This window comes from Nocardia sp. NPDC088792 (assembly GCF_044750615.1).
In the GTDB taxonomy this organism is placed as follows: Bacteria; Actinomycetota; Actinomycetes; order Mycobacteriales; family Mycobacteriaceae; genus Nocardia.
Genome location: NZ_JBIVKC010000008.1, coordinates 222,013 through 235,813 on the forward strand (window position 1 = coordinate 222,013; position 13,801 = coordinate 235,813).

Consider the following 13,801-nt stretch of genomic DNA (forward strand, 5'->3'; position numbering starts at 1 on the left):
TAGGGGATCCGGCGCGGCGGACGCACTTCGAAAGCTGTGTCACGGCTGCTGTGGACGGCGCTCGAGCTGGGCACGATACGGCACATGACTCTGCTGAACTGACTCGAATACGTGGATGCCCAGAGGATTACCGCATCCATCGAGCACCGTGGAAGTGCGACGAATCGTCCTGGGCGATAGCGGATGTAGGCATGATACGGTCGGGAAATGTCTACTCCGGGGGGCGAGCAGCACAGCAGCGCGATGGTGTCGGGTACGACTCCACCAGGGTTGATGGGGGATTATCCGCAGCCGCACCATTCGGCGCCCTCCAACTGGCCACCGCAGTACAGCCAGACCACCCAGGTTCCCGTCGGCGGCTTCCCGCAGCCAGTACAGGGCCGGCCGGGCCGGCGGGTTTGGCGCCTGATCGGGGCGATCATCGGAGTTCTGGTTGGGGCAGGGTTGATCGTGGGTGGGGGTGTCAGCTTGTTGCGCAGCGCACCGGCGATTTTCACCACTGACGAGATACGAAATCAACTGGCGGATCGCCAGTTCAGTGGTGCGGTCTTTCCCGACCTCGTGTTGACCGTTCAATCGGATACAGAAACGTTCGATTCGCCGACCAGCGCTACGACCTTGGGTCCGATCGTTGCCCAGATACGTGCGATGCCGAACGTAACTCTGGTCGAGTCCGATGGAAAATACCTGGTCAGTACGGATAAGCACACGCGGTTGATTCTGGTGACGGTTCGGAGCGACGGCGCGGACCATGCCGCGGCGAGGGCGACGGTCACCGCTGCGGTGGGCAACATGTCTGTGCCGAACGGGGTCACAGTTCATGTGCTCGGACCTGCAGCTCCGCCGTCATGGTACAAGCCAGTGGGCTGGGGAGCTCTCTGCGGAGGCGCACTCGTAGTCTTCGCTGCGGGCGCCATGGCTTTCGGAGGTTCGCGCCGTATTCAGCAGCCACCGATCGGCAATGCGTATCCGCCGCAAACGGTCCAATACTGAACGTGCATCTCTGACGTATCAGGTGACTAGGGCTGTTAGTTGACTGGTGGCGGTGGGCATCACGGCGCTCAGTCGCTACGCTACGACGAGATCATGTAGGAGGGGATGCCGGTGGCGGATAACGACGACTTCGTTGGTCTCAGAAGCGACGGCAAGAAGGGGGTGTACTTCGACTCCGGTGCGGCGCAAGCGATGGCGCAGCAGGCCGCCGATATGTTGTCGGTCGTGAACGCCGCCTTTGCTCTGGTACAGCCGGAACAGGATCTGCAGCCGTTCAACCAGCGAGACTCGGGCCTTATGCTCGCCAAGAAGTTCAACGAGGCGGTGAAGCGCCTGGGTGACACGGTTGCAAAGAGTCACCAAGCGGTTCTCACCAGTATGGGCGAGGCGTTCGTGGGGGCGACCAAGGAGTACGCGGAGGCTGATCATACGTCGGCCGTGAACTTCGACGCGAACGTAGCCAACAGGTTCGGGGGTATGCATACGGGCACTGGGCAGAACGGGCTGGCGGTATCGCCTCTGGCCGCGCTGCGCCAGCATGTCGATTCGGTGAGTCTTCCGGGGTGGGGACAATCCAACGGGGGGAACGTCTACGAGTGGTCGGGGACTTCGAAGGACGACTACTCCAACAAACTGCAGCACACCGACCAGGTGACCGAGCTGAACAAACTCAAAGGTGGAGCTGGGGTTTCGCTCGACAATAAGCAGGTTTCCCCCGAGCCCGGTAGCCAGTATGAGTGGGATGACTTCCATAACCACTGGCAATACATTCACGATTCCACGATTCTCAGTGTTCTCACGAACCATGCGCAGGATTGGAAAACTGCTAGTGAGTACATAAAGAGCCAGGCAGCTACCTTCTCAACCGCCAATGACCAGTATCTGACCGGCTTCCAAGGCGACACAACTGTCGGGGACAAGATCTGGGCTTCCGATGCCGCCAAGCAAGCTCAGACCGGTATCAAAAACTATCTGACGAACGTGACATCCCTCACCGATTCCATGGATCTGATGAGCGCCAACTTCGCGTTCGCCGAGGGTTGGCTGAAGAAGCTTCAGAATTTCCTTCCGTACAAGAGCATTTCGGAGACCACGGTGACCGTTGCGGCTGGATGCACGGTCGTGGATATGCCCATTTCGCAAAGCGCTGTAGATGAAGCGATGACCGAGATGCGGCAGGCGTGGGATGAGTGGTATGGCAATGGCGTAAGAGACTCCAGCGGAGCCGTGCCCATCATTCCCGACCCGAAAGACGCGGTCGCTGTACAACCGGTGAAACCGGGGGACCCCGCGGCGCCGGGACCTGGACCGGGGACTACTCCTCAAGTTCCGAGTTCGCCGAGCAGCCCGGGATCGCCGGTCACGCCCGACATTCCGAAGGTCGACGGCCCCACACAGCCGACCGATACGCAACCCACGAACACGAAGCCGTCGGATACCAATCCCACCACCACTGATACGTCGCAGACGCTTCAGTCGCTGCTTTCGCAGGCCAGTTCGGTTGTGCAGGCGGGTATTTCAGCTGTGGAACAGGGTGCGGAAAAGATCGTCTCGGCCGTTCAGCAAGCTGTGCAGACTACCCAGCCGACGACAACCAAGGACCCCGGCGATCCGACGACTCAGCCGCAGGATGATTTGACGAAGCAGTTGCAGAATCTGGGGCTCATTCCGAACGGGAGTCCTTCGGGGAGTCCTTCCGGTCTGCCTACTGGCGGCGTTCCCAGCAGCCCGGGCGGGCCCACGACCACCGAACCGAAGAGTCAGTTGTTCCCCCGTTCCGCGGCGCCGACAACGGCCGCGGACACCGAGACGGATTCGAGCACCGCATCTCGCGCCGGATTGGCGACGACGTCCTCGACTGCATCGACCGGGACGTCCGGTGGCATGGGTGGTTCTCCCATGGCGGCCGGTTCGCAAGGGGGCCAGGGTAAAGAACACAAGCGGCCTCAGTACCTCACCAGCCTCGAACATTTCGAGGAAGTCATCGGTGAGGCTCCGGCGGCGGTCACCCCGGTGGCAGAGAAATGACGCTGAGTTGGCGGTTCACCGAGGCCGAGTTCTATGCCCTGTGGATGGATCGGACCGGACAGGCGCCGCCCAAACCGTTCATGTTCACGTCGGCTACCAGGACCGCCGACGATTTCGAGTTCGAGCAGGCGCAGGCTCGGGAAACCTTGAGTCAGAAGACCGGTGGGGATTTCCACCTTGTCTTCGACGCCATGGCGAATCCCGATCTGTTCCTGACCGGCTATGGGTGGGACGAGCAGAATCGGTTCGGCACAGACGCGATGATCCGGGTGCGCGCCACCCGAAAAGGAACGAAAGGCTACGTGATCAGGCAGTTGCCCGGCACGAGTTTCTTCCATCGTGGCGGATACACAGTGACCGAATGTGATCCGATCCAGCTCGCCGATGAAATCGTCCGTGCGATGCCGTCGGCCGAACGGGGTGGCATGGGTGACATCAAATTGGCCTCCGACGAACAGGATCTCGACCACGACTTCGGCCGTTCCGCTATCGCTGCGATGCCGGATACCGCGGTGTCGAAGTCGCGGGAATTCCTGGCGAAGTCGTTCGCGACGTCCGGCGAAATCGAGATCGTCCAGGGCAGATCGGTTTTCGGCCCGCGTGGGCTGACCCGCCACACCGTTCGCTTCCGCGATCTCGAGGAAGACGGCCGATACGCCATTACCGACGCGCCCGACCGAGCGCTCGCAGTGGACGAGGCCCGATTCATCTCGGTGCTCAACAGCTATGTTGCGGCAGTGATCCAGGTCATCAAGGATGAACGCGGATAATCCGTGGAAGGTGTCGGTACCGTATGGTATCTCTACTTGAGCAGGAGGGGAGTTCTGTATGACCGACGCGGGGGCGGTGAGTTCTGGTGGTGCTGAGGGGGAATGGGCCTCGGTTGCTGAAGCGAACTTCACCGGATCTATTCGGGTGCGGACTACCGCGCAAGGGCTTCCCCTTGCTGTGAAGGTTGAAGCGGCTGAGCTGCATCGGGATCCGCAGCAGTTGGCTGGGGAGTTGCTGCGGCTTTGTCAGAAGGCTGCTAATCGGGCTGGGCTTGCGCTGCGGAAGCAGTTGGAGGAGGCCGGGTTGGATGCGGCTGGGCTCGCGCGGACCGGACTTCCCACGGAAGCTGATGTCGCTCGGCAGGAGATTGTCGCGGAGCAGGACTACGATACTGAGCCGCAGAGTTGGCTCAGGACGGTTTGAGAGGGGGAGCTGTGGTCTCGTCTATGGATGAGCTGCAGGAGCGGGTTCGGCGGCAGCTGTACCGGTTTCAGGATCTGGCCGATCAGATGGCTGCCGTCAGGGGGCGGGAGACTTCCGAGGACGGGGCCGTCACGGCTGAGGTCGACGGGAACGGCGCTCTCAAAGACCTGCAGTTCAGCAGTGCTGTTTCGCGGATGACGCCGGCGGAGTTCGAGCGGGTCGTGGTGACTACCGCGGCGCAGGCGGCGCGGCGGGCGTTCGAGCGGCGGGCCGAGGTTGTGAATCGGTTCAATGAGGAGATGGCCGGTTAGGCCGGATTGTTTACAAAACTTTGCGCCAGAGTTTGCACCTTGCGAGCTGGCACAAGGTATTTCGTACTTGTAGTCTGTGCAAGATCATAGGTAGTGGGAGGGACACTCATGGCTGATCATGTGGCGGCGGATTTCGCGCCCATCTTGGCGTACGGAACCCAGAAGGCGGGCATTGCCGCACAGGTCGCGGGGACGGCCGCGGTGGATGTGGGTACCGCGCTCGCGCAGGCAGTCCCGGTGTTCGGGCTGATCGGGCAGGAGTTCCTGGCGGCATTCGCTGTCGCGCAGGGCAACTTCCTGATGTCCTCGACGGAGATCGCGGCGGTGCACGCGGATACCGCGACCACCGCGTACGCGGCCGTCGGCGCCTACGGCAGCAATGAAGTGACCTCTGCCGCAAGTTTCCTGTCGACGGTGCTGTGACGACTCCGTCGACTCCGACCGTTCTTGACGAGCTTCGCAAGAGCGCGGTCGGCCCATACCTCGATACGCCGATTCCGGATGTATTGCAGAACTTGGGGTTGCCGCAACTGCCGCAGCTGCCGAACATGACGCTGCCGGATCTGTCGGGGATACAGCTACCCACGCTGCCGAGTATCGATCCGACTGCGCTGATCCAGCCGGTCGTCAGCCTGCTGCAGTCGTTCGGCACCGGGAGCCTGGGCAACAGCAGTTTCAATCCGGCGAGCATTCTGACCTCGCTGGTCAGCGCGCTGACTTCTGCTGCGTCGCAGAGCAAGGCGGCGACCAGCACGGTCATGAACACCTGGACCGGTGATGCCGCCGTCGCCGCGCAGAACAAGAGCGACGCGGTCGAGGCGCAGAGCGGCGAGGTGGCCGCGCAGGGCGCGCAGCAGCACGGGATCCTGCTCAGCGCCGAGGCCATCGTCGCCGAGGGCTACGCCGAAATCAGCGCGGTCATCGCGAAATTCGTCGCGGCGGTATCCGCCGGCATCGCCATGCTGGCGACGCCCGCGGGCATCCCGTGGCTGATCGCCACCGCGACCGATGCCATCAGTGAAGGCACGGCCATCGCCGCCAAGACCAGCGTGCAACTGGCGGGCAGCACCGCCGAGATCGCCGCGGCCGGAACGAAGATCATGATCGCGGGCGCGCCCATCGCCTCCAATATCGCGGACCTCGCGAACATGGTGGGCACCGCCCTGCAGCCCATCGCCAGCGTGGCGCCCACGGTGGCGACCAACCTGGTCGAGAAGGGCGCGTCGGTGGTGTCCGGTGGGACGGATGCGGCCAGCCAGATCGGCCAGAACCTGGTCAGCACCCTGACCGGCGGCAACAACAACCCCAGCACAACCACGAACAACACCACCAAGACGAACTCGCCGACGACGGTCCCGGACACCACCAAGACCGACCCGACGAAGACCACCAGCCCGGACACCACCAAAATCGATGGCGGCGGCATGCCGCCCGGCACCATCATCGGTGGCGGCGTCCCCAATACGACGAGTCCGTCGGGCACGCTCACCAGTGCGCGCGTCCCGACCGGGGAGATCAGCCCGACCGGCGCCGGAACTCCCAAAACCGCCACCGAGGCGGTCGGCCGCACCACCGCCTCGCCGAACATGTCGCCGGCCGGCGGCGCCGCGGGCCGGGCCGGGGCCGCCGACGAGGAATCCACCTCGGATCGCTCCAACCTGGTCACCGGCGCGCACGGCGACGAGGTGGTCGGCGTGATCGAGGGCGTCGTCCTCCCGGTGGTCGGGGCCATCGAAGCCATCGACGAGCCGCCGGACAAGGCGCTCACACTCTGACATCGCTCGGACTATGAAACTGCACAGCCAGGGGTAAACAGGAGGAATGGCATGAGCACCAACGCATTCGACGGTCTGCGCTTCGACGCGTCGACCGCGCGCGATGCCGCGAGCCAGCTGGACGCGCTCGCCGACCGGCTCGCGAGCGGACTACAGGTCGAGCAGGTCAAGCTGGATCTGACGCCGGCAGGTGCCGACGAGGTGTCGGTGCACGCGGCGCAGACCCTCACCGCGGTGGCCGCCTCGTTCGTCTCCTCCGGCAGCGACGGCGTCACCGAACTGCGCACTCTCGCAGCGACTCTGCGCAACCAGTTCGACACTCTCGGGCAGGTCGAGGACCAGAGCGTCCTCGGCTTCGCAGTCTGAGCGGATACCCTTTCCGATGCTGGAACCGACGAAACCCGGCTTCACCGACACGGTCTGGGAATCCAAACCGGCCGAGCAGCTGGCGCGCGACCTGGTGTCGGGCGCCGGTGCGGTACCCGCCGCCGAGGCGGGGACCGCTTGGGCGCGATTGAGCGCGGGTTTCGCGGCTGCGGCCATCGAATACGAGCGAATTCTCTCGGTCCTGGACAGCGCCTGGGAATCCCAGCACAGCGGTCCGTTCATCGAACGCATCAAGGCGCTGCGGGACTGGATGGGCGAATCCGCCGCCGCGGCGGCCGGGAATGCCACGCAGGCCGAATCCCACGCTGCCGCATACGAACTCGCCCGCTTGACCATGCCCGACGTGGACGAGGTCCAGCGGCTGCAGGACCTGCAAAAGCTGATGCAGAACGTCGGCCTCGCCTTCGGCATGCCCTTACTGGGCGGCCTGGCCACCACCGACACCGACGCCGATCAGGCGAAAGCCGCTGCGGCGCGGGTCATGCGGACCTACGAGGCCGCCACCGAAAACCTGGCCAAGCCCTGGGAACACCAGGCGCCGCCGCAGGTCACCGCCGGAATCGAGCCCGCCGCACCGGCGGCCGCACCCGCGGCGCCGGTGGAGACCCCGGTCGATATGCCGACCTCGTTGCCGACGCTCTCCTTCGCTCCGGTGAACCTGCCGCCGATGCCGTTGACCCAGTTGCGCACCACGGCCGTCGAGACCGACAAGACCACCACCACGCAACGTGTTGTGTCGCAGCCGGTTACGGTCCAGCAGAGCGGCGTCACCGCGGCGCCCGCCGCAATGGGCGGCACTGGTCAGTCCGGCGACGAAGAACACGTGCCGCGCGCCGGGCTGGTGGGCGCACCCGCCGGCGATGCCGAGCTCGGACTCACCTCCGGCATGCAGGTCGCGCCCGCCGTACTCGGCGGCCTCGACCCGAGCGCGCAACGCGCCCCCGTCGACATCGCCTTCAATGCGGGCAGCACCGGAACCGAAACGGCTTCTGCCACAGTGGATGCTGGTGCGGCCAAAGAGGCGGCATCATGACGACACTCACCAACGACGGCATGATCGCGCTCGCCGGGCACCTGGGCGTCCAGACGCTCCCGCTGGTTCTATCCATCGGGCCGCAACAGGACACCTACTGGGAATTAGAGCAGGCGCAAGAGCGCGCCCGCGCCGACCTGCGCGCCCAGCGCATCGTCGACGCGCACGGCGATGTCGACACCGACACCGCCACAGCGCTTTTCACGCTCGCCCAGCCCGACCGCGAACTGGCCATGCGCATCCAGACCGCCACCGGCACCGTGCGCGTCTGCGTAACCCGTCGCGCCGAGGACCACGCGGTAGCCATCCGCCGTGGCGACAGCCTCGAAATCCACACCCTGTGGTCCGACGGCTCCGGCGACTCTCTGGCCCGCCCCCTGCTCGGCGCACTCGGCCACTGCCCGCCCGCCGAACTCGTCGCCTTCAGCGCCGAATCCGCCGACCTGGCCGAACGCCTCGACGCCGCAACGACTTCCGGCGACTACGCGAACACCGTCTACAACCTGGGCGTCCCCGACACCGAGGCCACCATCTACGGCATGGCCCTCGCGTCCACCCACGCCTACGCCGAAATCGTGGCCTACGCCTACGCGGATGGCCTCACAGACCGATCACCCGGAGCCGTCGCGGTGTACGACACCGCACGGGGTCGCATCGTGGCCGCACCGGGGGTCGCATCGGACCAGCAGCTCTGGTCCACGCTGACACCGGGCAGTGATCACCGTATCGCGCAGTCGATCTCAGCTCTGATCGACTCGCTGCCTGGGGGGAGGTGGCTGGCGTGAGTCACGGGTGACCTACAACAGCTGATCAACCCGACGCGGTGATGCACAGCGCATCGCCTCTCTATCCCGAAGAAAAGGCAAGGTACAGACGATGGTTGCAGTAGATAAGGACATCGCCGTAAAGGCGCAGTCTCACATGGCTGATGTGGTTGCGTCTGTGAAGGGCATCCTGACCAAGATCACGGACCGGGTGGACTCGTCCAAGGGCAGCTTCCAGGGCGAGGCGGCCGCCGCGTTCCTGCAGGCCGCGCAGGCGTGGGACGACGAGGCCCAGCAGCTGAACAAGGCGCTGGACGAGTTCCAGGACAAGGTCGGCCAGGGCACGAACGTGTTCGAGCACACGGACATCGGTAGCAAGGACCTGTTCACGAAGGCCCTCACCAACCTCGGCTGATAGCCGTCAGCCCCTTTCAACTCTCCAACACTTGCAAAGGAATACACATGCTTTACGACAAGGGTGGGATGACCCAGCTCGTGGCGGACCTCCGGCAGTACCACAGCGACCTGGTCGCTGTCGCCGGTGACGGTACGTCCGGGAACGACACCTCCAGTGACCTCGGTCAGGCGTACCAGAACCTGAAGACCGCTTGGACGGACCCGAACACCGGCCAGGAGAACGGCTCGCTGCAGGCCGCTGCCCAGGCGAAGTCCGCCTGGGACACCGCGTACCACGACAAGGCACTCACGGTTCTGGACGCTGTTGCGACCGCAGTCGAGAACGCCATGAACAATGCCCTCTCGGCGGACGCCAAGGTCGGCCAGCAGTTCGGCGGCTAGAGACATCGGTGTCGCTCACAACAGCGCACTCCTCCGCCTAGGAGGGGTGCGCTGTCGGCGGCTGACACCCAGTAATCTACGTGCCCGTAGTTCCCGGTTCGACGGAGGATTTGGTTAGTGCCAGCCCAATTGACCACCCGTGCCCAGGTCAATGGGTACCGCTTTCTGCTGCGCAGACTGGATCACGCGTTGGTCCGTCGCGATGTGCGGATGCTGCACGATCCAATGCGGGCGCAGTTCCGATCCTTGATCTCCGGTGCGATCATCGCGATGCTCGTCGTCGCGGGCGCGGCAATCATGGCGTTCATTCGCCCACAGGGCTCCATCGGTGACGCGAACATCATCATGGGCAAGGACAGCGGCGCCCTCTATGTCGTTGTGCGGGACAAGAACGACAAGAACAAGATGACCTTGTACCCGACGCTGAATCTCGCGTCGGCGCGGTTGATTTCGGGCACCAGTGAAGATCCGAGGTCGGTCAAGGACAGCAAACTCAACTCGATCCCGCGTGGCCCGATCCGTGGGATCCCCGGCGTACCAGCCGCCTTGCCCGGCACCGGACAAGGCCAGCGGTCCCAGTGGACGCTGTGCGACAAGATTCCGCTTTCCGCATCCGGTGGTTCGGCATCCTCTACGGGGGCGGAGACCACCATCATCGCGGGAAGCCTGCAGCTCAATGAGCACATCAAGCCGGCCGATGCCGGCACGGCTGTGCTCGCGAAGAAGCAGGATCACACCTATCTGCTCTACGACGGCAAGATCGCCGAGGTCAATCCGCAGCATGACGGCATAACGCAGGATGCCGTCGCGCGGGTGCTCGATCTGTCCAACAAGAGACCGATTTCGGACAACTTGCTGGGCGCGGCACGGCATGTGGCTCCGCTGGTCGCCCCCACGATCCCGCATGCCGGTGAAAACGGCCCGGGTCGACTGAATGGTGTGAAGGTCGGCGGCATCATCAAGGTTGCGGCGCTGGACGGTTCGGGCCGATCCGATCTGTATGTCGTATTGCAGAACGGTCGGCAGCTCATTTCCACTTTCACGGCCCAGATCATCAGCTCCGCGAACTCCCAGGGGATGGACGACTTCCAGACCGTCACACCGGACCAGGTCGCGGGCGTGCCCGTCATCCATGCGACCGACGACGGCGGGCTGCCGGTCGATGACTTTCCGAGCATCGCGCCGAAGATCATTTCCGCGTCGGACAACCCTGTTTCCTGCATCACCTGGGCGAAGAAGAACGGTCTCGGCAAGGATCAGGCGGATGCGACCGAAGGTCCCGCAGACTGGGCGACCGTGCAGTTGTTGGTGGGAACCCGCTGGCCACTGAGCGACTCACAACTTCCGGTCCCTTTGGCCACCGCAGACGGACCTGGTGGCGATCGGGTCGACAGCGTGTTTGTCGCGCCCTCCACCGGAGAATTCGTGCGTACAACCAACATCGAACCGGGTAGCCCCGTACGCGGGAATCTGTTCTACATCGCGGACAACGGAATCCGATACGGCATCCCTGATCTCGATACGGCTCAGAAGCTCGGTCTGGGTGTCCAACCCCATCTGGCGCCGACGGAGATCGTCAACAAGCTGGTTCCAGGCCCCACGCTCTCTCAGCAAGACGCACTGAAGAGCTGGGACACGCTGCCACCGCGCTGTGACACGCCGTGCGGTCAGGAACCGAAGAACGGAACCTAATTGACGCTCTTGCGCAGGATCGGCAACAGCTTGTCGCGCAAGACTTGTTCGGAGCTGTCCGACCACTGACGTATCGCGGTGACTGCGGCCGGATCGTCGAGGACGATCACGGACGCCTTGGTCGCGGCGACGGACGAGGGAAGATTCACCAGACCGCCGCCGCCGGCATCGGTATCGCTCCGAACGGCAAGGAGATAGCCGGAGTTGACGCTCTGCAACGCGTTGAATTGGGTATCAGCACCCGATGCAATGGGCCGGGGGTTCGGCTCATCGCCGTTGCGCAGAAAGTTGGGATTGTAGGTAAAGCCCAAGTCCTCGAGGAACTTCGATTGAGGTCCCGGTTTGAGCTGGATATCCATGTTCGCGGAATAGCCGCTGGTGCCCGAGATATCCATGATCACAATGTATTTGCCGCTGAAGGCGGGGTTCTGCGCGCGAGCATCGACCATCGGGTTGCCCGTCGCGGAGGCCGTGGAGCCATGCTGAGTCGCCCAGATGCCCACACCCGCAGCCAAGGCGATAACCGTCGCGGCGACTCCACCGATGAGCCAGGCACGTTTGCGTGCACGGGATTTCGTGGGTACGACAGGCGCCGGCGATAGTGGCGAGGCGGTCGGAGCGTGCCTGTTGTGCGGCACGGTCTGCATGGACAGACCGGAAACACCATATTCGAGCGCGGATTTCAGAGCCGTCGTGAACTCGTGGCAGGTGTCGAACCGTTCCGCAGGGTTCTTCGCCAGAGCGACGGCGAGTACCTCGTCCACGGCGGGCGGCAGGGTGGAATCGATCGCGGTAGCACGCGGGGGCGGCTCGTTGAGATGACCCATCATGACGATCGCCGGTTGCGTTCCCGGATATGGATTCTGGCCGGTCAGCAACCGGAAGAACGAGCACGCGAGGCCGTAGATGTCGGCACGATGATCGAGCCGGTATCCGCTCAACTGCTCGGGTGAAGCGTAGGCGATCGTTGCTACGAAGCCACCGGCCTGGGTGAGTTCGCTGGCGTCCTCTGTGGACTTCGCGACGCCGAAGTCGGTCAGCAGCACCCGTTCGTCGCCGTTGTCGTCCATGGACAGCAAGAAATTCGCGGGTTTGATGTCCCGATGCAGCAGACCCCGGCGGTGTGCGTGGTCCAGACCCCGTCCGACCTCAGTGACGATGTGGAGTGCACGCCACGGCGTGATCGAGCGTGGATCCCGTTCGGCTGCAGCGGCCGCGTCGATGCCGTTGACGTACTGCATGGCAATCCACAGCTGACCGTTGTCCTCGCCGCGATTGTAGATCGAGACGATGTTCGGATGGTCCAGAGCCGCAGCGAGATTCGCTTCGCGCTCGAACCGCGCTCGATACTCGGCGTCCTGGCTGAACTGCGGGCTGAGCACCTTGAGGGCGTCCCAGCGCGGCAGTTCTGGATGCCTGGCCAGATACACCGTACCCATGCCGCCCGCTCCGAGTTCGCGCTCGATACGGTAGCCGCGGACGATGGTGCCCGGTCCGATGTTCATCCTAAATCCTCACATGTACTGACTATTCGCCAGCAGGGCGAATTGTGCTGCGGCCTTCTGCTGCGCGTCGATTAGTTGCGGGCTGGCCACACGCGCGACATAGCGGTCGTAGTGAAGGGTGCAGAGGTAGGCGGTGTCCGTTTCCGGGATGTCGTACTGAAAACGCAAGACATCGACGTCATCTGTGGGCACAACAGCGCACGAGACGTTCGGGACACCGGCGGGTGCGTCTACGGACTTGGCGGTGGTGCCGTTGATTCCGGACCACAACTGGGTTGCGGCCTTGGCGTCGCGCGCTCGGTACAGTAGTCCGCCGTAGCTTGCGGTGGATGTGCGATCGACGCCGCTGTCGTCCAGAAGCCGCTTCCAAGTCGTCTGATCATCCACAAGGTGGAGGTAGCCCCTAGCCGTACGGGTCGCTTCGCTTTTCACATTGGGTTTGGCTACATCCCTTGGGTGTAGCGTCCGGCGCAGCATATCGTCCGGGTCGTAGTCCAGCCGGAAGATCTCGTGGGGCGACAATGCGGGTGCCTGGTCGAGGAGAGGCAATTGCGCCGCGAAGACCTGCTCTTCGAAGCTGCGCAAGCCGTCGAGGTCAGGTTTCGGCTGTGCCACATAGACATTCACTACATACTGGCCATATGCGAGTGTGGCTGCCATGGACGGAACGCCGGGCCGCCAATGGGCCTTCGCGTTCGGTTGTTTGTCGAGGCTGATATGGACGTTCTGATCGGCGGCTACCGCGAAGTCGGCAGCCTCCATTTGATCGGCGGCGGCCTGTGCTCGCTGCTGGTCCGGGAATTGCAGCACAGTGACGTTGAAAACGGTTGCTTCAGGATCGGTTTCGGCACCGTCGAACGGGTTGAAGTTGCCGGAGCGATCGTGAGCGGTCGACTTCGGTACCGGGCGGGTGCTCGAGGCGGAAGAAAAGCCGAACATCATGCCGTTGCTGGCCAACACCGGTTGAACCGCACCGGCCAGCACTTTGGAGAACTCCGCGCTCGTCGGGTCCAGCCGGCCGCCGAGAACATTGTGGCTGAACTTCGGGTCGACATCAGCACCGATGACTACATGGTCGGCGAGCCGCGTCTGCGCCAGGGCCTTGCCGCCGGAACCGTCATGCTGGTAAGCCTCTCGGAGGTCGAACGGATCGGTCGGGTAGTTGCCGACAGCGAGTTTCCGCACATCGATCTCACTCGCTACCGCGGTGCCTGTTGTCTGGCCTCCACATCCGGAGAGCGAGGCCGCGACCAGAAGAACAGTCAGCGCACCGAAAACTGTTCTGCCAGATGAGCAGCGAGTTCCGAGGTTCTTCATGGTC

The 13,801-nt window shown here is 63.8% G+C and carries 15 protein-coding genes; 13 read left to right on the forward strand and 2 right to left on the reverse strand.

All coding sequences use genetic code 11. The features are described from left to right. Positions 1-207 precede the first annotated feature (207 nt). From ACIP5Y_RS43335 to eccB, 13 genes are all read left to right on the forward strand, one after another. On the forward strand, positions 208-993 hold the full coding sequence (locus tag ACIP5Y_RS43335) for a hypothetical protein (protein ID WP_400359301.1): 786 nt from the start codon (positions 208-210) through the stop codon (positions 991-993). A 111-nt stretch (positions 994-1,104) separates the two neighbouring features. Continuing rightward, complete coding sequence (locus tag ACIP5Y_RS43340) at positions 1,105-3,021, forward strand: hypothetical protein (RefSeq protein WP_400359302.1); 1,917 nt, start codon at positions 1,105-1,107, stop codon at positions 3,019-3,021. Further along, positions 3,018-3,791: an ESX secretion-associated protein EspG gene (locus ACIP5Y_RS43345; RefSeq protein WP_400359304.1), complete on the forward strand. Its 774-nt coding sequence runs from the start codon at positions 3,018-3,020 to the stop codon at positions 3,789-3,791. Before ACIP5Y_RS43340 ends, ACIP5Y_RS43345 begins: the two co-directional genes overlap by 4 nt. A gap of 58 nt (positions 3,792-3,849) precedes the next feature. Next, positions 3,850-4,215 (forward strand): hypothetical protein, encoded by a 366-nt coding sequence (locus ACIP5Y_RS43350; protein ID WP_400359306.1) that lies wholly within the window; start codon positions 3,850-3,852, stop codon positions 4,213-4,215. A gap of 23 nt (positions 4,216-4,238) precedes the next feature. Then, entirely contained in the window at positions 4,239-4,526 is a 288-nt protein-coding gene (locus tag ACIP5Y_RS43355; protein ID WP_400359307.1) for a YbaB/EbfC family nucleoid-associated protein, read from the forward strand. Positions 4,527-4,634: 108 nt separating this feature from the next. Further along, the gene (locus ACIP5Y_RS43360) at positions 4,635-4,949 is read left to right on the forward strand and encodes a hypothetical protein (RefSeq protein WP_400359308.1); all 315 of its coding nucleotides are present in this window, start codon (positions 4,635-4,637) and stop codon (positions 4,947-4,949) included. Further along, entirely contained in the window at positions 4,946-6,301 is a 1,356-nt protein-coding gene (locus tag ACIP5Y_RS43365; RefSeq protein ID WP_400359310.1) for a hypothetical protein, read from the forward strand. Before ACIP5Y_RS43360 ends, ACIP5Y_RS43365 begins: the two co-directional genes overlap by 4 nt. Before the next feature lie 51 nt (positions 6,302-6,352). Continuing rightward, on the forward strand, positions 6,353-6,667 hold the full coding sequence (locus ACIP5Y_RS43370; RefSeq protein WP_400359312.1) for a PE domain-containing protein: 315 nt from the start codon (positions 6,353-6,355) through the stop codon (positions 6,665-6,667). 16 nt (positions 6,668-6,683) lie between these two features. Then, positions 6,684-7,721 carry a PPE domain-containing protein gene (locus tag ACIP5Y_RS43375; protein WP_400359314.1) on the forward strand — a complete coding sequence of 346 codons (1,038 nt, stop codon included), beginning with the start codon at positions 6,684-6,686 and terminating at the stop codon, positions 7,719-7,721. After that, complete coding sequence (locus tag ACIP5Y_RS43380; protein ID WP_400359316.1) at positions 7,718-8,506, forward strand: ESX secretion-associated protein EspG; 789 nt, start codon at positions 7,718-7,720, stop codon at positions 8,504-8,506. The genes ACIP5Y_RS43375 and ACIP5Y_RS43380 overlap by 4 nt, the downstream gene beginning before the upstream one ends. Before the next feature lie 91 nt (positions 8,507-8,597). Then, the gene (locus tag ACIP5Y_RS43385) at positions 8,598-8,900 is read left to right on the forward strand and encodes a WXG100 family type VII secretion target (protein ID WP_400359318.1); all 303 of its coding nucleotides are present in this window, start codon (positions 8,598-8,600) and stop codon (positions 8,898-8,900) included. Positions 8,901-8,947: 47 nt separating this feature from the next. Further along, the gene (locus ACIP5Y_RS43390; RefSeq protein WP_400359320.1) at positions 8,948-9,283 is read left to right on the forward strand and encodes a hypothetical protein; all 336 of its coding nucleotides are present in this window, start codon (positions 8,948-8,950) and stop codon (positions 9,281-9,283) included. Positions 9,284-9,400: 117 nt separating this feature from the next. Further along, the gene (gene eccB / locus ACIP5Y_RS43395; RefSeq protein WP_400359322.1) at positions 9,401-10,975 is read left to right on the forward strand and encodes a type VII secretion protein EccB; all 1,575 of its coding nucleotides are present in this window, start codon (positions 9,401-9,403) and stop codon (positions 10,973-10,975) included. On the opposite strand, the gene ACIP5Y_RS43400 is transcribed toward eccB, so the two are convergent. Both ACIP5Y_RS43400 and ACIP5Y_RS43405 read right to left on the reverse strand, forming a co-directional pair. Beyond that, positions 10,972-12,480, reverse strand: coding sequence for a serine/threonine protein kinase (locus tag ACIP5Y_RS43400; RefSeq protein WP_400359324.1), 1,509 nt, complete (start codon positions 12,478-12,480; stop codon positions 10,972-10,974). The two genes, eccB and ACIP5Y_RS43400, sit on opposite strands and share 4 nt — an antisense overlap. 9 nt (positions 12,481-12,489) lie before the next feature. Continuing rightward, positions 12,490-13,797, reverse strand: a complete 1,308-nt coding sequence (locus ACIP5Y_RS43405; protein ID WP_400359326.1) for a hypothetical protein — start codon at positions 13,795-13,797, stop codon at positions 12,490-12,492. Positions 13,798-13,801: the final 4 nt, after the last annotated feature.